The sequence below is a fragment of the Psychrobacter sp. K31L genome (assembly GCF_017942195.1).
In the GTDB taxonomy this organism is placed as follows: domain Bacteria; phylum Pseudomonadota; class Gammaproteobacteria; order Pseudomonadales; family Moraxellaceae; genus Psychrobacter; species Psychrobacter glaciei.
The window spans coordinates 1-23,763 of sequence record NZ_JAGKSC010000006.1; the positions used below are offsets into that span (position 1 = coordinate 1).

Below are 23,763 nucleotides of genomic sequence, written 5' to 3' on the forward strand. Positions count from 1 at the left end.
CTGGGTTATTAATGTGTAATCTACACACTAGTTACTTCCAGCTCGTCTTGATGAGGGCGTATTATAGACGCTTTAAACTCTGTGTCAAGAGGTAATTTCTATTTAGTTTCAAGCAAATGTCTCATCACTCATTCTAAACAGCCTTCCCTTTCAACTAGGGCGCATTATACGGGGTTTTAAGACTGGGTCAAGGGGTTTGTCTTCTATTTTGAGTACTATCTAATTTTATAATTAATACCATCTATTTATCAGTTGGTTAGCACTAAAAATAACTTTTCCTTTACCAAGAATAACGCTTTTCCTTAAATTTAGTCGGAGCTTCTATATAGCCCCCTTCTATATACGATGCTTTTATAGCTTCCCTACCTTCTCAAAGAAATCCTTATAAGCCGTTATCTTTTTATCTAGTGCTAAAGGATAAGCACGCGAAGTAGAAGGCAATCGATATAGCGTTAGTTCATTTACTCTATTAGCTCTTAACACTGCCTCATCGTTTTGCCATTGATAGGGATAATCCATATTTTGATTGGTCTTAGGATATTTGGACTTAGCTGGTGGTTCGGCCAATAAGTTGAGCAATACCTCAGTCGCCTTACCGCCTGTGGTAAACAACGTATGAACCTTTGGCACTTGCGGCAAGATATTATCTAGGTCGACAGTGGTCACAACCGTTAAATTTTTATCTGAGGCATTGCCGGTTTCACGAATCGCTTGTTTTACTGTCGGACAAGAAGCTATGCCACGCTCAAACATAAAGTCGCGGATACGCTCAGGATCAAAGCGCTTCTCATCCCCTACTCTGAAATAATCAATATCGTCAAAAAATACGCTGCCATAGATACGCCACATATCATTATAAAAATTCGGATAGTGAAAGCTCATTGCCCATTTATCGGCAGTCGGAGGAAAGGTGCCCATCATCATCACGGTAGCATCTGGCGGTAACACCGGAGCGAACGGATGGGTTTCTACTTCTACAGCCTTCGTTTTGGATAAGGCGCTAGCACTATTGGCATTATTCATTACATCTTCAATGTTCGCTGGTTGATTGTTCATAAGATTCTTCATCAGAAAAGCAGTTTTTTTGGTATCATAGCAGGCCTAAACACTACTTCGTATTTAACCATGGCATATAGTCGGCTTAGATAGGGAAATGATAATTTAATTGGCTTAAACCATCTTTGCTTTGATTGCGATTATGGAAACGCTAAGCTTATGATTACTGTGTTACCTATAGGGTTGAAGTGTAGTAAGTGTTTGTATCTTTTATACTAATAGCAAACGCAGTGACTGCGCAAGCATCAGACCAAAACCAAGAGAGTATTTATGAGCGACTTAAATAGCGGTTTAGAAATTACGGTAATCGATCATCCACTAGTCCGTCATAAACTCAGTTTAATGCGCGAAAAAGACTGTAGTACTTATAAGTTTCGTACGTTGACCAAAGAGCTTGCACGCTTGATGGCGTATGAAGCGAGCCGCGATTTTGAGATTGAAACGTTCCCAATGGAAGGCTGGTGTGGTGAAATCACTGGTGAGCAAATTATCGGTAAAACAGCAACGATTGTACCAATTTTACGTGCAGGTATTGGCATGTTGGACGGTGTGCTCGATTTGATTCCTACTGCTAAGATTTCTGTGGTTGGTTTACAGCGTGATGAGGAAACCTTACAGCCAGTGCCGTTCTTTGAAAAATTCGTCAGCCACATGGACAAACGCCCTGCCCTGATCATTGATCCAATGCTAGCCACTGGTGGCTCAATGGTTGCGACCATCGAGATGCTAAAGAAAAATGGCTGTACCAATATCAAAGCTTTGGTATTGGTTGCCGCACCTGAAGGCGTGCGTGTGGTCAATGAAGCACATCCTGACGTAACTATTTATACCGCTGCATTAGACAGTCATTTGGATGAGCACGGTTATATTATTCCAGGTCTTGGTGATGCAGGTGATAAAATCTTTGGTAAACAGTTAGCTAATAAGTAACTGCCTAAATAGTAATTACCTAACAAGTAAGTAACTATCTAACCGTAGTTGCGACAATTGTGATTAATTAATGCAAGCAAATCAAAACATATACGGTAAGACAAACAGTCGTCTTAAAAATCAGGATACAAACACAGCATCAACGATAAGGATAGATAATGAATGTATTGATTACAGGAGCAAGCGCCGGTTTTGGTAAAGCGCTGGCAGAGCGTCTGATCGTTAATGGTCATCGTGTGATTGGTTGTGCTAGACGCCTTGATAAGCTGAACGCTCTAGCAGAGACATTGGGCGAATCATTCTTACCTGTGGTGATGGATGTGAGCGATACGGCTTCTATTCCACAAATCATTGCTGACTTGCCGGATGGTTTTAAGCAAATCGATGTTTTGGTGAATAATGCGGGATTGGCACTTGGTACTGAACCTGCACAAAGTAGCAGTCTTGATGACTGGATGCGTATGACCGATACTAATATAAAAGGTCTTATGGCGCTGACTCACGCGGTCTTGCCAGCAATGGTCGCACGCGATAGCGGTTATATTATCAATGTCGGCTCGATTGCTGGCAGTTGGCCGTACTTTGGTGGGAACGTCTATGGCGCGACCAAAGCATTCGTCAAGCAATTCAGTCTAAATCTGCGCGCGGATTTAATCGGTACCCAAGTGCGCGTGACCAATCTCGAACCGGGTAATGTCGCAGGCACTGAGTTTTCAAACGTCCGCTATCATGGCGATGATGATAAAGCCGCCAAGGTTTATGATGGCTTTAAAACCATGACCGGCGATGATATTGGCGATATTTTATTATGGCTAATCGAATCACCGGCTCATATTAATGTCAATCGCTTGGAAGTGATGCCAGTTGCGCAAACTTATAATGGGCTGACGATTGCTAAGAAAGATTCTTAAAATTTTAGCCGAGCCTTCGGCTCATTAACGTAATTCATAATATCGAAGCAACATAGTCTCATCTATGTTGCTTCTTTTTTTGCTGATGACATTCTCTTCATTGACCAAGCGCAACTCCTGAAAATCTAAAACCAATACTTCATTGCGCGTACGCTCACTAGTACGCCTATTATGACGTATGGGAAATCCCATCACCTGCCTGCCGACGACGGTTATCTGATTAATAACTGCTACTGAACGATTTATAGCAGATTTTTTATGTGCTTGCTGTGCGTTAAAGACTGCTGTGGCAGGATTCACAGTCGTGGTCAATAGCTTATCGAAACGAGCGCTTTTGGGCATGTCTCCTGCCAAAAACAATATTTGCGTAAGCGGTAAATACTGAGCATGACGTATGAGCTCTCGGCGAAACAACGCTGGCATATCTGTATTAAAGCTGTCTTCTGTCTGCCGATAAAAAGCCATAAATTGACGCTGCAGATAATCGCCAAATACCGTAAAGTTAATCCACTGTTGATAAGTATCATTGGCCAGTAATTGCCTAGTGAAAGCATCGGAAAAAGCCTTGGCATCTGTCTTAATGTTGCCCGTTAACATCGCTATCAATAAGCTGTGCGCATCATTAAATGTCTGCTGCTCCCAAACTTGTGGGTAAAGGCTGCGATCCAGTGACGCCAGTGTCGGTGTACTCATAAGCATCGCCCCTTTATTCTTTTATTTCAAGTTTAGGATAATGGCTGTTAATCACAAGCGTCACTTACTGTCTATACATTTTATGCTATGGTCAGCTTAGTTGTGTTTGATTAATACAAGTTCTATTAGCACAGATTTTACTATAACAAGCTCTCATCGATAAGATAAAAATACTTTATGTTGAATGTTCAACATGCCCTAATTAATTACAATATATATGACGGAAATACGACGCTATGATGACCAATTTAATGACGTTGCCCAGTCGCTACCAGTCGCGTTATCAGTTGCAAACGCTGACGGTTACCGCTGCTGACGGTACGTCTCTGCCAGTTTCAGTCATTGGTCAAGGCACGCCAGTGCTAATACTGCATGCTTATGGGATGGATGCACGCGAGTTCTTGCCTTTTATCTTGGCATTGACAGGTAAATATACATTTTATTTGCCGCATCTGCGTGGTTTTGGCGCTGCAAAAGCTCTCACGATGGAACAGTTTGATTTTGTCCGTCAATATGCGGATGATGCCAACGCTGTGATTGAGAAAATTTGTGAATGGCGTCAAGTAGAGGCTTTGCCAGTGGCGGCTATTTCGATGGGCGCGCAAGTCATGTGGTCTTATTTTGAGCGTTTTGGCGCATCAAGGGTCAGTCGCTATCTTAATATTGATCAAAATCCAGCGATTCATAATCAAGACGACTGGCAAGGGGGGCTATTTGGCACGCGGCAGCAAGAAGTGTTCGATATATTTCAAGAAGTAATCGATCTGACCTTACCTTATGCGAATTCTAATGCTAATGCTAATAGCTTTGCCCATCTGCCCTTTGCGCTCAAGCGCCGTGCAACCGATGTCGAAAGGCTGTTTTCTTTGTTATCCGTCAATCGCACGCGTTCAAAAGTTTTTATACAAGCGATGACTCATAAAAACGACCACACACTCGCGCTTTACGACCACAGCATTTGGCATCAAAAAATGCGCTGCTTGCAAGCCTATTTGGTCTTACCTTACGATTTTCGGGGTGCCATAGATAAAGTGACTATTCCTGTGGTTAATCTTATCGGTGGTCGCTCTAAACTTTATGACGCCAAATGGCAGCAGAAAGTGACCCAAATGCTGCCTAACGCCACTGAAGTTATTTTGCCACGTGCAGGTCATGCCATTCCTTTGGATGAGCCGATTGGATTTTATAGAGTATTAAAAGAGTTTTTGCAGAATCGCTAGCTCAGTGCAACTTACTGTGATGTCACAGAACCACTCTATAATCGACACTGTTACTGTACAACCCGTCATAGTAATCGTTCTATCCACCTTTTATACTAAAAACCTGACGTTAGCTGCGTAAGCGCATTAACGTTAAAATAAAATACTTTTTAATAATAATTCTAAAAGGAAAAACTTATGCCTTACGTTAACGTTGCACAGCAAGATGAACAATCTGTCGACCTATATTACGAAGTCCAAGGTACTGGCAAGCCTGTGGTATTAATCCATGGCTGGCCGCTGAGTGGACGCGCTTGGGAGGCACAACTTCCTGCACTGGTCGAAGCCGGCTATCAAGTGATTACCTATGATAGACGTGGCTTTGGTCAATCTGCTAAACCATGGAATGGCTATGATTACGATACTTTGGCACAAGATCTAAAAGCCTTGATGGATGAGCTGGATTTAACAGATGCTACTATCGTTGGCTTCTCTATGGGTGGCGGCGAAGTCGCTCGCTATCTGGGCAAATTTGGTTCAGAGCGCATTAGCAAAGCAGTACTTGCCTCTGCCGTTCCGCCTTATCTGTTTAAAGCTGATGACAATCCTGATGGGGCCTTAGCAGAAGCAGATATCCAAGAATTCTTAGACGGCGTAAGCGGAGATCGTATCGCCTTCTTAAACGACTTTACCAAGAATTTCTTTACGCCAGCAGATGGCAAGCTGTTGGTCAGCAAACCAATGCGTTTATACAATCGCGATATCGCCTCGTTTGCTTCAGCGAAAGCGACTTATGATTGTGTCAAATCCTTTAGCTACACCGATTTCCGTGATGACCTAAAAAAATTCGACGTACCAACCTTAGTCATTCATGGTGATGCCGATCAGATCGTCCCATTCGAGGCTAGCGGTCAACGTTCGCACGATATGATTGCCGACAGTCAGTTACATATTGTCGAAGGTGGTCCACACGGTATCAATGTGACCCATGCGAAAGAATTTAATGACACATTGATTGCGTTTTTGAATAGCTAATGATTATTTAACAGACATAAAAAAGGCGACCTTAACGGGTCGCTTTTTATTTGGGCAGTGGATTTTAACGAAGTTGATTCATTAATCCCCTAATGATTTAATAAGCTCAAAGCGTAGTATTACTTTGCCATCGACTTCGACGGTCTCTGTAAACATTGCTAAAGGTCTTACCCATACGCCATATTCACCATATAAACAGCGATAAACGACTAACGATTCTTCGGTTTCTGAATGCTGTGCGGTATGCAAAACTTGGTAAAGGCTGCCTTTATAATGGCGGTAGATACCTTGGGATATTATGATAATTTAAAACCTCATACCTAAGTGAGTGAAGACGTCTAACCAATTGCTACAAGGAATATTTTTATAACGACAGACATCAGGAATTTTTAATTGAGTGTTTTTGCTTAATACTGGATTAGTAATATCTTTATTAAAGCCCTGTTCGCTAGTAATGACTTTCGCATTCTTGATAGATGCTACTGAAATGTTTGATAAGTCTTCATCTAAATTGTCTAGAAATGTTCCTTGCTTTTTAGTAATGAAAGGCACATTACTAGCTAAATCTCCTTTTAAGCTAATTAGAGCTTGAGCATAATCACTGTTTCTTATTACATCTACTTTAAGACGTCTTATGAAATCATCGTAATTTTTTCTAGGATAGCCGAACTGAGTAAGCTTCCCTTCAACTTCTTTATTAATATGCTCAGATTGAATAAAACGTACTTGCCCTGCAATAACAGCAGACTCTAATCCATCCCATAGGCCTGCAAAAGAATCATTAGGGTAATAACGATAGCATATATCTAACAACGCATTAGTATCCACACAACACATTAATGTCATTAGGTGAAGGCCTTCTTCTCTAGATGGTCTAAATCACTCATTTTTTCAATACCTAGAATTCTCATGGCACTACCTAAACTCAGTGCATCCTCCCAAACGGCTGAAAACACTTGCTGAATATAAATCTTACCAAAGTGATTATAGGTAGTATGTTTTTTATAACTAGCTCTAAAACCACTATCCTTTTCATCCATTTCTTTCTGTTTATTAGCAAAATATGTATTTAAGTCGTTCTGTGAGATTTTTCCCACTTGCTTTAATTGTATAGCAATCGCATCATAACTGACTTTAACAGCTTTTCGAATATGCTCAATATTCTCGATTAACTGCTTTTTTTCATCATAAATTTCATTTATAACTGAAGTAGGTACTAATACATGGCCTGCTACTTCATTACAATAACTTTCAGTTTTATTGTCAGCTTCTAAAATATAGCCATCTAAAGCACTTTGTCTTAGACCTAAATGTACTAGTTCATGAATTAAAGTAAAGAGCTTTCTCGATGGAGTTTGACCAGATGTAATAATAACTATAATAGGTAAAACATCATAGAAAAGAGACAAACCTTCTGAACCGATACTAAGTCTAGACTTCTCTAGAACTAAAACATCTTTTTTCTCTAATAATAAGCGCCATGACTTATAGTAGTCGCTCCCTTCAACAGTCAAACGAGCGTTATCCACGTCTAGAAAATCTCGAATACGTTGAGCATCTTCCTGTGCATTATTTCCTGATAAGCTTAACTGGAAATCTCCAAGGCTTTCTTCGATAGCATCGTATACATGTAATAAGTTTTCTCTATCTTTATAAACTTCACTAATCATTTTATTTAGCTCATATAGATCCTCGTCATCCGAATTTCTATCTGAGTAGTTCCTATGATCAATATACTTTGGGATATTTTTACTATAGACCTTATCCATTGTAAGATAATAGGTAGGCAGAATGAGGGTTTTAGCGATGCTCTCTAACTGTTTCACAGTGAAAACTTCGGATTCTGTTTCACCTATGAGAACTTTCTTCAAATTAGTATTCGATTTCTTGGCAAGCAAATCTACAGATAGCGACATCTGTTTTCGATAATGAATTAAAGCTTTAGGAGAATGTGTCACTAGCTGACGGCTTGCCATATATGTCTAAAATTCCTAATCAAATGAAAGTGGAGATATGGTTAATATTATATCTCCATTTATAGTTCAAGTTTGTAAATGTATTATTTTAATTTAACTCACCGTCACTTTCGCATAAGCCTTTTTGCCTGCTTGGATAACGACTGTCTGACCAGACGTTAGACTAAATCCACCATCAACCACATCGCCATCTACTTTTACTACGCCACGTTTTACCATGTCTTTGGCAGATGAGCTGTTTTTCGCAAGCCCTGATTGGTTGAGTACTTGAGTGATAAACAGTGCATCCTGACCTTCTAGATCTACCGTTACTTCTGGCAAATCGATTGGCAATTCGCCATCAGCTAAGACATTACCGGCTGACTTGTGCGCATTGGCAGCGGCATCAGCATCATGGAAACGCTCGATTAACTCTTCGGCTAAAATACGTTTGATTTCTTGTGGATTGCGACCATTTTCCATTTCTGCTAGTAAACCTTCGACTTCATCCATTGGTTTAAAGCTTAAAAATTCAAAATAGCGGCGGATTAACGTATCTGGCATAGATAAGATTTTTTGGTACATCGTACCCGGTGCATCATAAATGGCCACGTAGTTATTTAAAGACTTAGACATTTTATTAACGCCATCTAACCCTTCTAAAATGGGTACGGTGATACATACTTGTTGCTCTTGACCATAACGACCTTGCAACGTGCGACCCATCAATAGGTTAAAGGTCTGATCGGTACCGCCAAGCTCAACATCGGCTTTCAGCGCGATAGAGTCATAGCCTTGCACGAGCGGATACAAAAACTCATGGATAGAGATTGGGGTCTGCGAGGCATAACGCTTAGAGAAGTCATCACGCTCAAGCATCCGCGAAACGGTTTGCTGACTGGCAAGCTGAATCATATCAGCGGCGCTCATGTCATTGAACCACTCAGAGTTAAAAACCACGCGAGTCTTTTCTTTGTCCAAAATTTTAAATACTTGCTCAGCATAGGTCGTGGCATTGGCTTTGATTTGCTCATCAGTCAATGGCGGACGCGTGCTGTTTTTGCCAGAAGGATCACCAATTTTGGCCGTATAGTCACCGATTAAGAAATAAATCTCATGACCCAAATCTTGAAAATGCTTGAGCTTATTGATCAGCACGGTATGACCTAAATGCAGGTCAGGTGCGGTGGGATCAAAGCCCGCCTTGATACGCAATGGACGGTTTAGCTTAAGCTTCGCCACTAAATCCTCTTCAGATAGGATTTCTTGCGTACCGCGTTGGATAAGTGCAAGTTGTTCTTCTAGGGTGTAAGTTTGCGTGGTCATGATGCTCTCTTTATTGTCTTTATTAAGGGTTAAACGTTTGAGCGATTTAGAATCTCGTCGCTGTCAAAAGATGTTAGAATTTGACGGATATACTAGCGTTTTTTAAGGTAAATTGCCATGACCAACCCCGCATCGACTGCTGATACTCGTCCAGATTTAGAGATGGACAGTGATTTGGATAATAGCTTGGAAAATATTGACGATTTAAATTATGCCACACTTACTGAGGCACTTGAGCAAACTGTGTTTGAAAACTTCGATGATGGCTTATATATCGGCATGATGTCGGGCACCAGTTTGGACGGTATGGATGCCGTTCTTTGTCAATTCGGTACAGATACTGGTAATGAAGACGAGGCTCAGCAGCCCATGCGCTTGTTAGCTTCTTATAGCCAAGACTTCCCACCGCGACTGCGTGAAGTGCTTTTAGCATTATGTCAGCCCAATGGTGTCCAAGCATTGACATCAACCGCTGACGAACCAAACAGCGAGCTTGACTGGTTCGGCTGGGCGAGCCGTGAGTATGGTGAGTTTGCTAGCGAGGTGGTCAATACTTTATTAACACAAGCCGATACCGATGTAGAGTTGGTGCTAGCCATTGGCTGTCATGGACAGACGGTGCGCCATCGTCCGCAGATGGGGTTTAGCTTGCAGTTGCTCGATGCCAATATCATTGCTGAGCGTACAGGCATCAGCGTGGTTAGCGATTTCCGACGCCGTGATATGGCAGTCGGTGGTCAAGGTGCACCGCTGGTTCCAGCCTTTCATCAAGCGTTGTTTGCCACGCCTGATAGCACGCGCGTGTTATTGAACTTAGGCGGTATTGCTAATATTACCGTCTTACCAGCGACTGCTAATAACTCATCAAATCAACCAGACGATGTTGTAGATAATGTCGTTGGCTATGGCGTTGTAGGTTATGACACTGGCCCTGCCAATTTACTATTGGATGCATGGACAGCGTTACATACGGATAAAGATTATGATGCTGGTGGTGCATGGGCGCAATCTGGTCAAGTCATTGAACCGTTACTGAACCAACTGTTAGAACATCCATTTTTTGCAAAACCTTATCCTAAGAGTACGGGCCGTGAAGACTTTAACTTAGCATGGCTGCAAGACGAGCTACAAAAATTCGAACAGGCATCTGCGGTCATTCGTTATTCATCAGCAAATGTACAGGCCACACTCACTGAACTGACAGCCATCAGTGCGAGTGCGCAAATTAATAAGTTTATCGATGCTAACGAAAATACTTCGGTATACGTCTGCGGTGGTGGTGCCTTAAATGACTACTTGATGACGCGTTTGCAGGCATATCTCCCTCATTGCACGGTAGAAACCACTGCGAGCTTAGGACTGGATCCAACATGGGTAGAGGCTGTTGCTTTTGCATGGCTAGCGAGACAGACATTGATGGGTGAAACAGGTAATTTGCCAGCAGTGACAGGTGCAAGTAAAAACGTGGTGCTGGGTCAAGTGTGCTTTGCCTAGTCCATTAATTTTAGTTTACATACGTGCACCTATGTGTTTTATAATGACTTCCGAAATAACATCCTCTTAGGACCGTAAGTACAGGATATATCGCATGAGCCAACACAGCAATTCAACCACCTCACAAGCCGATCAGGTTAGCGCAACCTCGGCGCACAAACCGCGCCATAAACCACCTCACTACGAGCGCTCTGATGAGTTGCGCGTGGTGATCACTGGCATGGGTGCCATTACACCACTGGGTCTAGACGTTGATAGCTCGTGGAAGAAACTGCTCAATGGCGAGAGTGGTATCGCACCGATTACCCATTTTGATGCTGCCGAATATCGTGCAAAAATCGCGGGTGTGGTCAAAGACTTCGACGCCAAACAATATATGAATGCCAAAGACGCACGTCGCTATGATGCATTTATTCATTATGGTATCGCCGCCTCTAGCATGGCACTACAGAACGCGGGCTTTATCGACCAAATAAGCGCGGCTGATGCGCCTGTACAAGGTGTTGACCAAGAGCGTTTTGGTATTATTTTAGGCTCAGGGATTGGCGGTATTCAAACCATTGAAAACAGCCGTGATACCCTGCGTGAAAAAGGTGCGCTGAAAGTTTCGCCGTTTATTATTCCAGGCTCTATTATAAATATGGCGGCTGGATTGGTGGCGATTAAGCACACCTTAAAAGGCCCCAACCTCGCAACATCGACTGCCTGTACAACAGCCACTCACGCGATCGGACTTGCAGCACGCCTGATTGCTTATGGTGATGCCGATGTGATGCTGGCTGGTGGTAGTGAAAAAGGCTCAAGCCCACTGGGTATATCAGGGTTTGGTGCTATGCATGCACTCTCGACCCGCAATGATGAGCCAACCAAAGCCTCGCGTCCATTTGATAAAGCCCGCGATGGTTTTGTACTCGGTGATGGCTCTGGTATGGTCGTGCTCGAAAGCTTGGCTCATGCCAAAGCACGCAGCGCGACCATACTGGCTGAATTGGTCGGTTTCGGTATGAGTGATGATGCAGGTCACATTACTGCGCCACCAGAAGATGGCAATGGTGCTGCACGCGCAATGAGAAATGCCTTGCACGATGCTGGTATTGAGCCATCGAGTGTTGGTTATGTCAATGCTCATGGCACCAGCACCCCTGCCGGTGATGTCGCTGAATCAATTGCTATTGAAACCGTATTCGCCCCAGTGAAAGACAGTATTCTAGTCAGCTCGACCAAGTCAATGACTGGTCACTTGCTAGGTGCCGCTGGTGGTGTTGAGGCCATATTTACAGTGCTTTCCCTACAGCATCAACACGTACCACCTACCATTAACTTGGATAATGTGGAGGACAACTGTAACCTCGACTATGTCGCCAATCAATCTCGCAAAGTCGAAAATCTACAGTACGCTGTCTCGAATAGCTTTGGCTTTGGTGGCACCAATGGCTCGTTAGTCTTTGCACGTTGGCCTAGCAATGACTAGAGCATAAAAGCATACAACACGCGTTGTTGTAACCTTGGTGTCAGATTTGCTACGTTTGTCCACTTGCAGCCCCTTATCGTACTTGCGTATGATAAGGGGTAATTTTTGGAACATTTATGGAAGATACCATGTCAAGCTACTCATTTTCCCATCAGTTTTATCAGCGCTGGACGTGTGCGCCTGAGCCTATACGCGCAGCAATCACCCAAGAACTAAAAGATATCACCACTTTATTGCAAAGCGATACACCCTTTGAGAGCTTTGAATTTCAAACCCATGATTTAGATGCTCATATCGATGAGCTCTATGAAAACCACGAAGCTGAGCAAGCGATTGCCAAAGCGATCACGGAAAAACAAGAACAAGCACGCGCCACTGCTGAAAAAGAACGTCTCGAAGAAGAACAAAAAATAAAAGCAGCAGCGGATGCCAAACTCCAAGAAGAAGCTAAATTAAAAGAAGAGGCCAAACTGCGCGAAGAAGCAGAAGCCGCGCAAAAAGAACAAGAAAAGAATGCAATACTAGCTGCTGATAAGCGCAATGATGACAAGTCAGTAGCAGCGATCGAGACAAATATTGCGGACAAAGCAAACGTTAATAGTAGTGCCACTGATAACTCTGAAAAAAATAATACCCAAAGTGTGGCTACTGAAAATCCTACGGCGAACCATAAAACCATCAACGAGCATGCAAACACTGCTGAAGATAATACAGTCAATAATAATAGCAGCGTTAAAAATGATAACGCTATTAAAGCCATTAATGATACAGCCAGTACTGCCATCAAGCTGGCATTAAAAGACGCAAAATTGAGCGCAACGCATCAAGAGTTAATCCGCGAGTTGGAAATGCAGATTGATGACTACCTAAGCGATCAGATGATGCTCATGTCTGAAAACCTAAAATCTTGGCTACGTGCAGAGGTCACTCAGCATTTAAGTGAGCAGGATAAATTAGAGATTAGTAAAAAGTCATAAGAAAACTAAATGCTGCTGTTTAGAAAAAAATCCCCGTAAAATTTACGGGGATTTTTTTATTTTAAATGCGCAGATATAGGCTTTTACTTTAGATAGCCTGAGTACGCTCAGTTAGCCACTCAAGTGCTGCGCCGTCGACACGGTCTTTTAGCTCCGCATAAACTTGGCTGTGATAGTCGTTGAGCCAGTCAATCTCTACTTGATTCAACAATGACGACTCAATCAAACGCGTATCAATCGGGCAGTAGGTAACGGTTTCAAAGTTTAAGAATTTACCAAACTCTGTCTCGGTAGGGCTTGCCACTGGTGTATTAACCATTAGGTTTTCTATGCGAATGCCCCATTTACCTTCACGGTATAGACCTGGCTCATTACTTGAAATCATACCGACTTTCATCGCACGCTCTTTTGGCGTACTGGCACTATAAGCAATGACTTGCGGGCCTTCATGGACGTTTAAGAAGTAACCAACCCCATGACCGGTACCATGACCATAGTCCATCTGTGCTTGCCATAAAGGCGCACGGCAAATGGCATCAATCAATGGTGAGGCAATACCGTCAGGAAAATGCGCTTTTGCCAATGCAATATGGGCTTTGAGCACGGTGGTAAAGTCACTTTTATGCTCAGAGCTTACTTGTCCGATACCGACCACACGAGTGATATCAGTCGTGCCGTTTTGATATTGCGCGCCTGAATCAATCAGTAGTAGCCCGCCCTCGCCCTCGGCCACATCAAGGTAGCTGAATTTTTCTGGTGTTGCACGATAATGTGGCAACGCGCCGTTTTCATTAAAACCTGCAATCGTTGGAAAGCTTGGTGATACATAGTGGGGCTGCTGACTACGTACGTCGATTAGCATGCTATCAACATCTAGCTCACTTAAACGCTCGCCGTTTGCTAGGCGCTGCTCAAATGTCGCAAAAAACTCAGCTAAGGCAGCACCATCCTGACGCATTGCCTCACGCACATGATCGATATCAGCATCAGCTTTAACAGATTTAAGTAACGTACTTGGTGCCATCTGCTCAATAAAGCCAACATCGTCTGCCATCTTCGATAGCGTACCGACTGCAACCTTACTTGGATCTAATAACAATAAATCTTCTGGCGTAAGCGTACTCAATGCTTCTTGTACTGCATCATAATCAGCAATCGTAATACCGCTATCTTTTAGGGCTGTTGCGATATCAGCACTGACTTTATTGCTATCGATAAACAACGTCGCGTCGTTTTCACTGATGAGCATATGTGACAAAAACACAGGGTTATAGTCAACATCAGCACCGCGTAAGTTGGTCAACCATGCGATGTCATCTAAACTTGAAAGTAAATGATGCGTCGCTCCTGCCTCTGCCATACCTGCACGCACGGCGGCAAGTTTTGAGGTGGCAGACTGAGCAAGAAACTGTTCATCGTGAGCATATAACTTGGCGGCTGGCAGCGCTGGACGATCTGTCCAAATCTCTGTCAATACATCGCGCTCAGTGATCAAAGTAATGTCATTGACATCAAATGCATTTAGCAGTCGATCCTGCTCCGCGATAGACAGCACATTGCCATCGACGGCGACACTATCGCCTTCTTGTAAATGCTCAGCTAGCCAATCGATATGATTTGGCTGACCTGGAGCAAGCTTCTCTAAAGTAATACCCGTGCCTTCCAACTGATCGGCGGCGTGTACCCAATAGCGACTATCCGTCCATAGTCCAGCAAAATCAGCAGTCACAACGAGCGTACCGACCGAACCGGTAAATCCTGATAGCCATAAACGTGATTGCCAGTATTCTGGTAAATATTCAGATAAATGCGGGTCAGCAGAGGGTACGATAATCGCAGTGAGATCCTGCGTCGCTAGGCTTTTACGCAAGCTGTCAATACGGTCATGAATGGTTTGTTTATTCATTTGATGTGTCCTTATTAGAGGTAGAGCAATTGATTTTGGAGAAATTAGAGTTAAAAAAAACACTACTGTGAGGCGACTATGGATAGCCGTCTTATTTGGGTGATTAGAATGGTTTCATGTGTCAGTTAAATATAGAAAACAACTGGTTTAATAGAATAATAAAAACGTGCTACCGATAATGGTAACACGTCTTGTCATACGTCACTTGTGCTGTTGTTATTCACAAATGTACATCAGCTTATTTTATGATTTGGCCAGTTGTTTTTCACGTTCGCTATCTTTGAGCATTTTATTGATAGGTTTTGCTAATACCAATAATAATACGGCGGTAGCCACCAAAAAGATGGTCATGGTGGTAAACAAACCCGGTAACCCTTCAATTTTATCAGCAGATACATGACCACCAAAGAAAGCGGCAACCAAGTTACCCATGGCAATAGAGGCAAAGAAAAGTCCCATCATTTGACCTTGCATGCCCTCTGGTGCCAGTTTGGTCATTGCAGACAAACCCACTGGGCTAAGTGCTAATTCACCCAATGTTAATAGTAATAAACTACCAACCAACCATAGTGGCGACGCTAAGCCAGCACCAGGCGCTAAAATGCTCTTAGAGGCAAAAATCATCAATGAAAAACCTGCTGCCGCAAGTAACATACCAAGTGCAAACTTAGCCATACTGCTCGGCTCAAGACCTCGGTTAGCCAGCTTAACCCAGATAATACTGACGATTGGCGCTAAGATAAGAATAAATAAAGGGTTCAATGACTGGAACCAAATACTTGGCACCTCAAATCCTAAGACATTAAGGTCGGTATAGCGATCAGCAAATAAGTTAAAAGACGTTGGCTGCTGCTCAAAACTTGACCAGAATAACGTTGAACCGATAATTAAGATAAAGCAAATCAGCAGGCGTAACTTATCCGTTTTATCTAAACGCGGTGAGATAAACATAATAGCAAAGTACAGTATCACCACGGCTGCAATGATATAAGTCATATACTGCGCGACCATCTCAGGATTGAACGGCATAATACCCGTAGACACCAAAACAATAACCGCAACCAACAATGCTAAAAACCCTGCAACCCAGCGACCGATATTTTTATAACGACCGTTGGCATGTTCCCATTCAGCACTGATGCCTTTAGCCTTTGCGTAGCGTGTTAGATTTTTTTGCGCCGCAAAGCGGTAGATGAGTAACGACACCAGCATCCCAAGACCACCGACACCAAAGCCGACATGCCACATGCCTTTTTCTTTAAAGATTCCGACAATCAGTGCCGCTAGTAGCGCACCAATATTGATGCCCATATAGAACAAGGTAAAGCCACCATCACGGCGTACATCACCCTTGGTATATAGAGCGCCAACCATCACTGAAATACAGGTCTTAAATAACCCTGAACCCAACACAATGCACATCAGACCGACAAAAAACAGCGTCATGCCAAATAATGCAGAGAGCGCAATGCATAAATGACCGAGCGCAATAATAATACTGCCCCACCAAAGAGCGCGCTCTTGCCCCAACCAGTTATCTGCTAGCCAACCGCCCGGCACTGCCGCTAAATACAATGAACCAGCAAAAATACCATAGATAGCAGATGCAGTGACCTCATCAAAACCAAAGCCACCGCTGCCTACCGTTGCTACCATGAACAGGACTAATAAAGGACGGATACTATAATAAGAAAAACGTTCCCACATTTCCGTAAAAAATAGCGAGCGTAATGGCTTGGGATGCCCCATAAAGCCGTTGTCTAGCGCTTCCAATTCAGCCGCACTAGCCCCTGATTGTGTTTCTATGCCCATAACTTTATTCCTTTAAAGATCATATTAGTAATGACCAAACCCCCAATTATTTAGATGAACGGTCATTATAGGCGGAATATTGTTTCACTTGGTTATGGCCAAGTAAAGAAAAAGTTGGCTATAAATTACACAAATACCCATAAAAAAACTCGTTCTCATCAGATGAGAACGAGTTTTTCTTTTGAGTCTAGACAGCAGTACTATCCTATTGATATCACTGCCGATAAAGACGCCATAATGCCACTCATTTTAGCGTAGAGTGTCACTATTTAGCGATTCAAATGACCATGTTACAGACTACTGTGCTGCTGCCGTATCATCAGCGGCATTGCCCGCATCTAGATCACCATCTGCTTGTTCAGCTGTCAAATCAGCATCAGCAACTGCCGCTTGACTTACTGTGCCAGAGGCGGTCGCTGTACCTGCTTCCGCAGTGACGACCGCACTATCCGCATCTGTCGCTGGTGTTACGGTTGCATCTGCAGCAGCAGGTGCGGTCGCTTCTTCTGCGGTTGCGGCATCTGCCTCAGCTGGAGCGGCATCTTCAGCAGCCACAGTTTCTGCTTCATTAGCAGCGGCTGAGCTTTCTGTCGTATCAGCCGTAATATGCTCTCCTGCTGGACGCAAGAATGCTGAGACACCAATGAGTAATACAATCGCTAAAAATAAGCCAACGCCGCCTAAAGCATACAACAGCTCTTTTTTTGGATTGTTGTTGACGATATCTTCTGACATACCTTATCCACCTTGCACAGAATATTTGAAATATTTGGCTATTATATCGCAATTTATGCCCATTTGTTAAAACCCTTAACTATTTAAAGGGTTTATTATCGAAAAATTGCGAAACTTAGCATGTATCATTCTAATTAATTAGCTGACCGAACGGCCTCGAGGAGTCTCGCGCTTGCCAAGATAGCTCAATAATAACAAGAGCGCAATAATGAGCAAAATCGGATAATTGCCAAAGCGCATAAAGGGTGTGTTACCTACCCGTGCCTGAACATCACCGCGCAATACGGTACGTTCAAACTGCGGTGCACGCTCGACGATACGACCCTTATGATCGATAATAGCCGTCACGCCAGTGTTGGTCGCCCGCATAAACCAGCGACCGTTTTCAAGCGCGCGCATTTGTACCATTTGTAGATGTTGCAGTGGACCTGCCGACGTGCCAAACCATGCATCGTTTGAGATAGTTAATAAAAAGTCTGTTCCAATCGCGTTTTTACGCGTGGTATCAGGATAGGCAACTTCATAGCAAATGGCTGCACCCAAATTATGCCCACGTACACGTAATGGTGACTGCTGATCACTACCACGGCTATAGCTCATAATATCTTGGCTACCAGCTAAGTTAGGGAGGATATCGAGCAGGCCTTCAAATGGAATATATTCACCGAATGGCACGAGGCGTTGCTTCTTATACAATCCTTCTGCCTGTGCACCCAATGCAACCACGCTATTATAAAATGGCGGATATTTATCTGTACTGGCATCAAACGCCGCTTCATCCTTATAAGGGATTCCTGTGACCCATGTGGTATCAGTCTCTTTGGCCATTTTTACCATTTCGTTGATAAAGCCAACGGCTTCGGTCTGAAACATTGGAATCGAGGATTCAGGCCATAAAACAATGTCACGCCCCCACTCGGTACGCGTCAAGGTTGCATAGATTTTTAAGGTTTCTACTTGATATTCGGTCAGCCATTTTAGGTCTTGCGGAATATTGCCTTGGATCAGCGATACCGATAAATCAGGCGTGCCCTTTGGTTTCGTCCATTGTGGATTAATAAGCCATAATGAAACACTCACTACGAGTAATGCGGCAGTCACAACCATATAACCACCACGGCGACGCAAGAGCTCAACGGTACTTGCAGCCAACAGGATGGCGACGAAAGAAACCGCAAAAACACCAGCAACAGGTGCTAATGACGACAGCCAATACTGCTCGGTAAAGGCATAACCCACGAACAGCCATGGAAAACCGGTAAATAACCACGTTTTCATCCATTCTTGCAACACCCAAAGCGCCGCAAAAGCCAAGGGCTGCTTACCGACCATGCGATTAAAAACTAACGCCAAAAGTCCGTGGAACAAGCCCATACCAAGACCCATCAACGCAATCATAATCAGCGCCAGCCATGCAGGCGTCGCACCATAGACATGGATAGAGGTATACAGCCAAAATGCACCCACGCACCACAACCCCGTACCGTACGCTTGACCGATAATAAAGGCGCGGCGACCTGTCATCTCAGGCATCAATAGCGCGTATAAGATAGCGGGCGATACCAGTGCTACTGGCCAAATACCATAAGGCGCGAGCGCAAAGATAAAGATTGCCCCTGCCAACCAAGCAATCAATATAGCCAGCCCCATAGGCAAACCCTTCGGTTTTTCGGGGTTCAGACGTTTTTGCAAATCAACAGTAGACAGACGCATAGCAGTTATCCAAAACCATATTATCTAAAATGTTACATGTTTAGTATTCAGTCGATATTTAACTTGAAGCTGGCTCAATGGTTATAAACGCCCTATCTTTTCAATAGTATTTTCTTATAATCGTCTTATAAGCACCATCGTCTTATAAATATAGTCAAGATACCCCGAAAACACGACGATACTGCTGATATCAATTTTTTGTAGCCTCTGGCTGCGTAGGCAGAGCAAGCAAGAAAAATTGATATCAGCAGTGCGTGATGTATCGATATTACTTTTCACTGACTATATAAGATTGGTATAAATACAGCGTCTAAAAATCAAACCCGCCCATGATACCAGTCTGCGTCAATCAATGGGTAAATTTGCGTAGTAAAAAAAATGACTGCTAAAAGTGGCTGATAAAAGTAGATACTAAAAGTGACTATTGAAAGTGAATGACAGACAGACAGCAAAAAACACGATCGCAATCGTGTTTTTATAAAAATTATCAGTGCGTTATCAAACTTATGAATGGCATGTATGACGATGACGTCAAAAATACATTAATGACTGCCTATCAATAGGTGCTGCTCAGGATTCGTTTTGGTCAGTTCTAGGTTTTGAATAAAACGTCCTTCGACATCAGTAATGGTGATTTGCCAGTCGTCTATCATTACGCTCTCACCTTCTAGGTCGCCTACATAACCCAGCGCCTGCATGACCAGACCGCCCATGGTATCGACATCGGTATCATCAAAACGACTGCCAAGCTCATCATTACAGTCTTCAATGACCGTCGACGCTTGCACACGCCAAGTATTTGGTTTGTCGGGATCAGCGATGATATTATTGATATCACTGTCCTCATCGAAGTCATCATGCTCATCGACGATATCACCAACGATTTCTTCTAACAAATCTTCCATGGTGACCACACCGCCGAAGTTGCCAAATTCATCGACCACAATCGCCATATGTACTTGGGTACGCTGTAGTGAGCGCAACAAGGTATCAGAACGCGCAGTCTCACTAATATAAAGCGGCTGACGTACCAAATCTTTTAGACGTTTGCTATCGATTTTATCTTCTTGGTCACGCACCATATGGACGAGAATAGGAATCAAATCCTTGGCCAATAAGATACCAATGACCGCATCATCATCTTGACTGTCAAAGACGGGATAGCGCGAATGGGTGGTTTCAAGGATGATATCCATCACTTCAGCAAGGCTGGTGCTCTCGTGGATACCAATCACTTGCGGGCGCGGCGTCATGATCTCGCGCACTTGTGTCGCAGGCAGATCGAGCACGCCCTCTAGCATGTCCACAGTATCAGGCTCTAAGAACTGGCGCGAATCCTGTACCAAACGAATCAGTTCATCACGGGTTTCGGGGGCGGTCGATAGCCAGCGTTTTAAGCCGCGCATCGACCAACTACTCGGGCTGGGAGTGTCGTCAGACATGGTGGTGTGATTTAACCTCTTTAGTTAATGGTAATTAATATCGTAAAAACATTAATATCGTAAAAATGTAGATGGGGATTAAAGTACTAAATAAAACCAGTCGTTTATGATTAATAAATACATAGACCAGTTTAAATTAGCTTCACTTTATCGCAAGGCTCAAAGACATTCAACGACAAATTCACTCAAATTGTACTGTCAGTGTGTTATAAACTTTGCTATGGTCAAAGCCTTTACTCATCAAAAAAAATCCTATGTCGCTACGTTCCCTTTTTCCTCGCTTACTCTCGATTGGTTCGCATAGCTCTGCGGCAAACAGTCGTCTTGCAAATCATAACTTAGAGAATGCATCATCAGACAGTAAGCAGCCAAAACATAAGTGGCGACATCGTCTTGTGCGGTTTTTTATCGCCGTCACACTGTTGCTATCAGCAGTCTGGCTACTACTGGCGATTTGGTATCAGTTTGGCGCGCGCTCAGCTATAACGTGGCTGGCAACTATCGTCATTATTGGCGTACTTAGCGCTTTGTTTTTTATGCGTTATTGGACAATTGATGCTAAGCAAGCATCTCAGAATATAACGGCGGACAGACAAGATAGCGGCAAAAAAACCACGACTCAGCAAACAAAGGTCAAATGGCTAATCGGACTATACGCGGCGATTTGGTGCTTAGGTGCTGGCTGGTTTATGTCTATCGAGCCCCAGCAACAACGCGAGTGGATGCCAGAAGTCAGCCAAAAAATCACTTATAAGCGTGACCCGAACAATCCCGATTTGATTACGCTCACCAATGTCCGCAACTTTGATTGGCATACCGAAGACGACGCGACGGCACGCTGGGAGACGCGGACGATTGATATGTCAAAGTTGTCTGGCGTCGATGTGGCGAACTCTTATTGGATGGGGCCACTAATTGCCCATACTTTGGTGAGCTTTCGTTTTGAAGATGATAGACCGCTCGCTTTCTCGTTTGAGATTCGCAAAGAACAAGGCGAGTCTTTTTCGGCGCTCGCAGGATTTTTTAGACGTTATGAGCTGAGCCTGATTGCGGCAGAAGAGCGCGATATTATCTATACACGGACGAATAAACGCGGTGAGCAAGTTTATCTATTGCCGGTTAGCCATTTGCAGCAACGCGAGGTCAAGTCATTATTTGAGTCTTATCTAACCGCTGCCGATGAGCTAAATGCTCAGCCTGCGTGGTATAACACCTTGACCAGTAACTGTACCAATATTATCTTTTATATGGCGCGTCTGGTCAGTGGTGATCGTCTGCCGTGGGATTACCGAATTTGGGTCTCTGGCTGGCTACCAAACTATCTCTATGACGTCGGCATGCTCGATACCAACTCCCAATTAAATGAAGAACAGCAAGGCAAGCAAAACTGGTCGATGGACACTTGGTACGAGCGCACCCATATCAATCCAAAAGTTCGCGGATTTGACAATCAATCTAATCTAGAATCAGGTATTAACAGTCGCGAATTTTCTACGCAAATTCGCCAAGGCATTCCTATTCCGCCCTTGGCTGATTCGCAAGCAAGCGCTGAGGCACAAGCCCAATCTGCAGCTCAAGCGTCTAACTAATTATAGATTAAGGCTTGACCCAATTCACCACGCGCGTTTCCATCTCTTCATCAGACATACCAATCTCCGACACACAGCGACCTGCTACGCCCACATTGACAGCGCGCATTTTCTGCTGAGTCTCTACCGCATTTTGGGTCAACAACAGATGCCAACTCGGCAGGTTTTGTCCTTTATACAAGCGCTTGTAAGCACAGTGCGATGGTAGCCACATCATCTGCGGCAAATTCTCCATGGTCAGCTGAATGCAATCGGGAACATGTTCTTGGCGCGTGTCATAGTGCTGACAATAGCCCGTCGCACAGTCCATCAGCTGACAAGTGACATCGGTGTACTCGACCAACTCCTCGTCCACATCGCCATTCTCATCTTCATCGATATACTTAATCAAACAGCAACTGCCGCAGCCATCGCACAACGCTTCCCATTCGCTATGGTTCAATTCATCTAAGGTAAAGCGTTCCCAAAACTGTGGGCGCAATGTTTCAGACGTTTCATTTGATTCGCTGTCAGGAAACAAGCTCACGATTGGGTCTGATTTCAGCGGCTGAACAGCATCAGCGTTTAAATTGGCAGCAGATTGATTTAAAAAGTTAATAGTCATAGCATTGTAGTCGATTTTTTATAAAGAGACATTTTGATAAAGAGCGTTACACTATTATAGCTGTTTTTGCTGATTATGGGCGTTAAGGTAGTACAAGTTAGAAAAACGAACTATTACAATGACAAATAAATAAAACTCACAACATAAAAAAGGACAATAATATGTCAATTAAAACATTTGAATTAATCAGCACGACCGAAAATGGCATCGAACTTATTAGCTATGTGGCATTGCCAGAAAACGCATCAGACGATAACTCAGTGCCAGGTATTTTAGTGGCTCCAGAATGGTGGGGCGTGGTCGAACATCCAAAATCAGTGGTCGAACGCTTGGCAGCAGCAGGTTATGCAGCAGTCGCTATGGATGTCTATGGCGAAGGCAAACTAACCACAGATGCAGCCCAAGCCAACATGTGGATGGAACAAGTATTAGAAGATCAAGATATGCTAATGGCGCGCTGCCGCTTGATACTCAATGATTTCAGTGATCAACTGGCAGTCGATGGCGATAATTTAGCGGCAATCGGTTACTGCTTCGGTGGTAAAGTAGTCCTCGATATGGCACGTGACGGTATGCCACTAAAAGCAGTCGCAACCTTCCATGGCAACCCATCAGCGAAACAGCCAGCGGACAAAAACTTCACTGCCAAAGTATTGGTCGCCCATGGCCGCGATGACTCAATGGTCTCAATGGATGCCATCGAAGGTCTAAAATCAGAGCTAGACGCTGCCGATGTGGATTACACTATCGATGTCTATGACAATGCTAAGCATGGATTTACCAATCCGCATGCCGATGAGCGTGCTGCCAAAAATGAAGTGGATCTTGGCTACAATGAAGCCGCTGCCAAACAAAGCTGGGAAAACATGCTTGAGTTTATGAAAGCAAACTTGGCATAAAGGGCAATAGCAGAGA

At 43.7% G+C, this 23,763-nt stretch carries 21 protein-coding genes; 9 read left to right on the forward strand and 12 right to left on the reverse strand.

All coding sequences use genetic code 11. The features are described from left to right. Positions 1-351: 351 nt before the first annotated feature. The gene (locus J5X94_RS10270) at positions 352-1,056 is read right to left on the reverse strand and encodes a DNA glycosylase (protein WP_416346177.1); all 705 of its coding nucleotides are present in this window, start codon (positions 1,054-1,056) and stop codon (positions 352-354) included. A 270-nt stretch (positions 1,057-1,326) separates the two neighbouring features. Here J5X94_RS10270 and upp point away from each other — a divergent pair, with 270 nt between their 5' ends. Together upp and J5X94_RS10280 are read left to right on the forward strand one after the other, a co-directional pair. Further along, positions 1,327-1,986 (forward strand): uracil phosphoribosyltransferase, encoded by a 660-nt coding sequence (gene upp, locus J5X94_RS10275; protein ID WP_189586156.1) that lies wholly within the window; start codon positions 1,327-1,329, stop codon positions 1,984-1,986. A gap of 158 nt (positions 1,987-2,144) precedes the next feature. Continuing rightward, positions 2,145-2,897: an SDR family NAD(P)-dependent oxidoreductase gene (locus tag J5X94_RS10280; RefSeq protein WP_210541198.1), complete on the forward strand. Its 753-nt coding sequence runs from the start codon at positions 2,145-2,147 to the stop codon at positions 2,895-2,897. A gap of 24 nt (positions 2,898-2,921) precedes the next feature. Here J5X94_RS10280 and J5X94_RS10285 read toward each other — a convergent pair whose 3' ends face one another. After that, the gene (locus tag J5X94_RS10285; protein WP_210541199.1) at positions 2,922-3,590 is read right to left on the reverse strand and encodes a hypothetical protein; all 669 of its coding nucleotides are present in this window, start codon (positions 3,588-3,590) and stop codon (positions 2,922-2,924) included. A gap of 236 nt (positions 3,591-3,826) precedes the next feature. Between J5X94_RS10285 and J5X94_RS10290 the strand changes: the two genes are divergently transcribed. Together J5X94_RS10290 and J5X94_RS10295 are read left to right on the forward strand one after the other, a co-directional pair. Beyond that, positions 3,827-4,810: an alpha/beta fold hydrolase gene (locus J5X94_RS10290; protein ID WP_210541200.1), complete on the forward strand. Its 984-nt coding sequence runs from the start codon at positions 3,827-3,829 to the stop codon at positions 4,808-4,810. Between the two features lie 177 nt (positions 4,811-4,987). Further along, positions 4,988-5,824, forward strand: coding sequence for an alpha/beta fold hydrolase (locus tag J5X94_RS10295; protein WP_194620883.1), 837 nt, complete (start codon positions 4,988-4,990; stop codon positions 5,822-5,824). Between the two features lie 81 nt (positions 5,825-5,905). Here the strand turns inward: J5X94_RS10295 and J5X94_RS10300 are convergent, their stop codons facing one another. The 4 genes from J5X94_RS10300 to tyrS all read right to left on the reverse strand — a co-directional run bounded on the left by J5X94_RS10300 (position 5,906) and on the right by tyrS (position 9,105). After that, positions 5,906-6,127 carry a DUF1653 domain-containing protein gene (locus tag J5X94_RS10300; RefSeq protein ID WP_210541285.1) on the reverse strand — a complete coding sequence of 74 codons (222 nt, stop codon included), beginning with the start codon at positions 6,125-6,127 and terminating at the stop codon, positions 5,906-5,908. Between the two features lie 3 nt (positions 6,128-6,130). Beyond that, on the reverse strand, positions 6,131-6,652 hold the full coding sequence (locus tag J5X94_RS10305; RefSeq protein ID WP_210541201.1) for a DUF4411 family protein: 522 nt from the start codon (positions 6,650-6,652) through the stop codon (positions 6,131-6,133). Positions 6,653-6,669: 17 nt separating this feature from the next. Then, positions 6,670-7,800 (reverse strand): ImmA/IrrE family metallo-endopeptidase, encoded by a 1,131-nt coding sequence (locus J5X94_RS10310; protein ID WP_210541202.1) that lies wholly within the window; start codon positions 7,798-7,800, stop codon positions 6,670-6,672. 93 nt (positions 7,801-7,893) lie between these two features. After that, the gene (tyrS, locus tag J5X94_RS10315) at positions 7,894-9,105 is read right to left on the reverse strand and encodes a tyrosine--tRNA ligase (protein ID WP_210541203.1); all 1,212 of its coding nucleotides are present in this window, start codon (positions 9,103-9,105) and stop codon (positions 7,894-7,896) included. Positions 9,106-9,222: 117 nt separating this feature from the next. On the opposite strand from tyrS, the gene J5X94_RS10320 reads away from it, so the two are divergent. From J5X94_RS10320 to J5X94_RS10330, 3 genes are all read left to right on the forward strand, one after another. After that, positions 9,223-10,599, forward strand: coding sequence for an anhydro-N-acetylmuramic acid kinase (locus J5X94_RS10320; protein ID WP_210541204.1), 1,377 nt, complete (start codon positions 9,223-9,225; stop codon positions 10,597-10,599). Positions 10,600-10,693: 94 nt separating this feature from the next. Next, on the forward strand, positions 10,694-12,070 hold the full coding sequence (gene fabF / locus J5X94_RS10325) for a beta-ketoacyl-ACP synthase II (protein ID WP_210541205.1): 1,377 nt from the start codon (positions 10,694-10,696) through the stop codon (positions 12,068-12,070). Between the two features lie 116 nt (positions 12,071-12,186). Then, a complete protein-coding gene (locus J5X94_RS10330) occupies positions 12,187-13,047 on the forward strand; it encodes a hypothetical protein (protein ID WP_189586130.1) in 861 nt (286 codons plus the stop codon). An 88-nt stretch (positions 13,048-13,135) separates the two neighbouring features. On the opposite strand, the gene J5X94_RS10335 is transcribed toward J5X94_RS10330, so the two are convergent. From J5X94_RS10335 to J5X94_RS10355, 5 genes are all read right to left on the reverse strand, one after another. Further along, positions 13,136-14,953, reverse strand: coding sequence for an aminopeptidase P family protein (locus tag J5X94_RS10335; RefSeq protein ID WP_210541206.1), 1,818 nt, complete (start codon positions 14,951-14,953; stop codon positions 13,136-13,138). Positions 14,954-15,196: 243 nt separating this feature from the next. After that, positions 15,197-16,765 carry a peptide MFS transporter gene (locus J5X94_RS10340; protein WP_210541207.1) on the reverse strand — a complete coding sequence of 523 codons (1,569 nt, stop codon included), beginning with the start codon at positions 16,763-16,765 and terminating at the stop codon, positions 15,197-15,199. Between the two features lie 297 nt (positions 16,766-17,062). Then, entirely contained in the window at positions 17,063-17,500 is a 438-nt protein-coding gene (locus J5X94_RS10345; protein ID WP_210541208.1) for a hypothetical protein, read from the reverse strand. Positions 17,501-17,638: 138 nt separating this feature from the next. Beyond that, complete coding sequence (lnt, locus tag J5X94_RS10350) at positions 17,639-19,213, reverse strand: apolipoprotein N-acyltransferase (RefSeq protein WP_210541209.1); 1,575 nt, start codon at positions 19,211-19,213, stop codon at positions 17,639-17,641. 542 nt (positions 19,214-19,755) lie between these two features. Next, positions 19,756-20,655 carry a CBS domain-containing protein gene (locus J5X94_RS10355; protein WP_189586115.1) on the reverse strand — a complete coding sequence of 300 codons (900 nt, stop codon included), beginning with the start codon at positions 20,653-20,655 and terminating at the stop codon, positions 19,756-19,758. A gap of 254 nt (positions 20,656-20,909) precedes the next feature. Between J5X94_RS10355 and J5X94_RS10360 the strand changes: the two genes are divergently transcribed. Further along, positions 20,910-22,244, forward strand: a complete 1,335-nt coding sequence (locus J5X94_RS10360) for a DUF4105 domain-containing protein (protein ID WP_210541210.1) — start codon at positions 20,910-20,912, stop codon at positions 22,242-22,244. 7 nt (positions 22,245-22,251) lie between these two features. Here the strand turns inward: J5X94_RS10360 and J5X94_RS10365 are convergent, their stop codons facing one another. Next, positions 22,252-22,848: a YcgN family cysteine cluster protein gene (locus J5X94_RS10365; RefSeq protein ID WP_228293232.1), complete on the reverse strand. Its 597-nt coding sequence runs from the start codon at positions 22,846-22,848 to the stop codon at positions 22,252-22,254. A gap of 161 nt (positions 22,849-23,009) precedes the next feature. On the opposite strand from J5X94_RS10365, the gene J5X94_RS10370 reads away from it, so the two are divergent. Further along, positions 23,010-23,747, forward strand: coding sequence for a dienelactone hydrolase family protein (locus J5X94_RS10370; RefSeq protein WP_210541211.1), 738 nt, complete (start codon positions 23,010-23,012; stop codon positions 23,745-23,747). The last annotated feature ends 16 nt before the right edge of the window (positions 23,748-23,763 follow it).

Bases quoted from the DNA above. Each gene is read 5' to 3' on its own strand.
- J5X94_RS10330 (WP_189586130.1), top strand. From the start codon at position 12,187: ATGGAAGATACCATGTCAAGCTACTCATTTTCCCATCAGTTTTATCAG.
- J5X94_RS10270 (WP_416346177.1), bottom strand. From the start codon at position 1,056: ATGAACAATCAACCAGCGAACATTGAAGATGTAATGAATAATGCCAAT.
- J5X94_RS10310 (WP_210541202.1), bottom strand. From the start codon at position 7,800: ATGGCAAGCCGTCAGCTAGTGACACATTCTCCTAAAGCTTTAATTCAT.
- lnt (WP_210541209.1), bottom strand. From the start codon at position 19,213: ATGCGTCTGTCTACTGTTGATTTGCAAAAACGTCTGAACCCCGAAAAA.
- tyrS (WP_210541203.1), bottom strand. From the start codon at position 9,105: ATGACCACGCAAACTTACACCCTAGAAGAACAACTTGCACTTATCCAA.
- J5X94_RS10285 (WP_210541199.1), bottom strand. From the start codon at position 3,590: ATGAGTACACCGACACTGGCGTCACTGGATCGCAGCCTTTACCCACAA.
- J5X94_RS10320 (WP_210541204.1), top strand. From the start codon at position 9,223: ATGACCAACCCCGCATCGACTGCTGATACTCGTCCAGATTTAGAGATG.
- J5X94_RS10360 (WP_210541210.1), top strand. From the start codon at position 20,910: ATGTCGCTACGTTCCCTTTTTCCTCGCTTACTCTCGATTGGTTCGCAT.
- J5X94_RS10290 (WP_210541200.1), top strand. From the start codon at position 3,827: ATGATGACCAATTTAATGACGTTGCCCAGTCGCTACCAGTCGCGTTAT.
- upp (WP_189586156.1), top strand. From the start codon at position 1,327: ATGAGCGACTTAAATAGCGGTTTAGAAATTACGGTAATCGATCATCCA.
- J5X94_RS10335 (WP_210541206.1), bottom strand. From the start codon at position 14,953: ATGAATAAACAAACCATTCATGACCGTATTGACAGCTTGCGTAAAAGC.
- J5X94_RS10295 (WP_194620883.1), top strand. From the start codon at position 4,988: ATGCCTTACGTTAACGTTGCACAGCAAGATGAACAATCTGTCGACCTA.
- J5X94_RS10345 (WP_210541208.1), bottom strand. From the start codon at position 17,500: ATGTCAGAAGATATCGTCAACAACAATCCAAAAAAAGAGCTGTTGTAT.
- J5X94_RS10280 (WP_210541198.1), top strand. From the start codon at position 2,145: ATGAATGTATTGATTACAGGAGCAAGCGCCGGTTTTGGTAAAGCGCTG.
- J5X94_RS10365 (WP_228293232.1), bottom strand. From the start codon at position 22,848: ATGACTATTAACTTTTTAAATCAATCTGCTGCCAATTTAAACGCTGAT.
- J5X94_RS10370 (WP_210541211.1), top strand. From the start codon at position 23,010: ATGTCAATTAAAACATTTGAATTAATCAGCACGACCGAAAATGGCATC.
- J5X94_RS10340 (WP_210541207.1), bottom strand. From the start codon at position 16,765: ATGGGCATAGAAACACAATCAGGGGCTAGTGCGGCTGAATTGGAAGCG.
- fabF (WP_210541205.1), top strand. From the start codon at position 10,694: ATGAGCCAACACAGCAATTCAACCACCTCACAAGCCGATCAGGTTAGC.
- J5X94_RS10355 (WP_189586115.1), bottom strand. From the start codon at position 20,655: ATGTCTGACGACACTCCCAGCCCGAGTAGTTGGTCGATGCGCGGCTTA.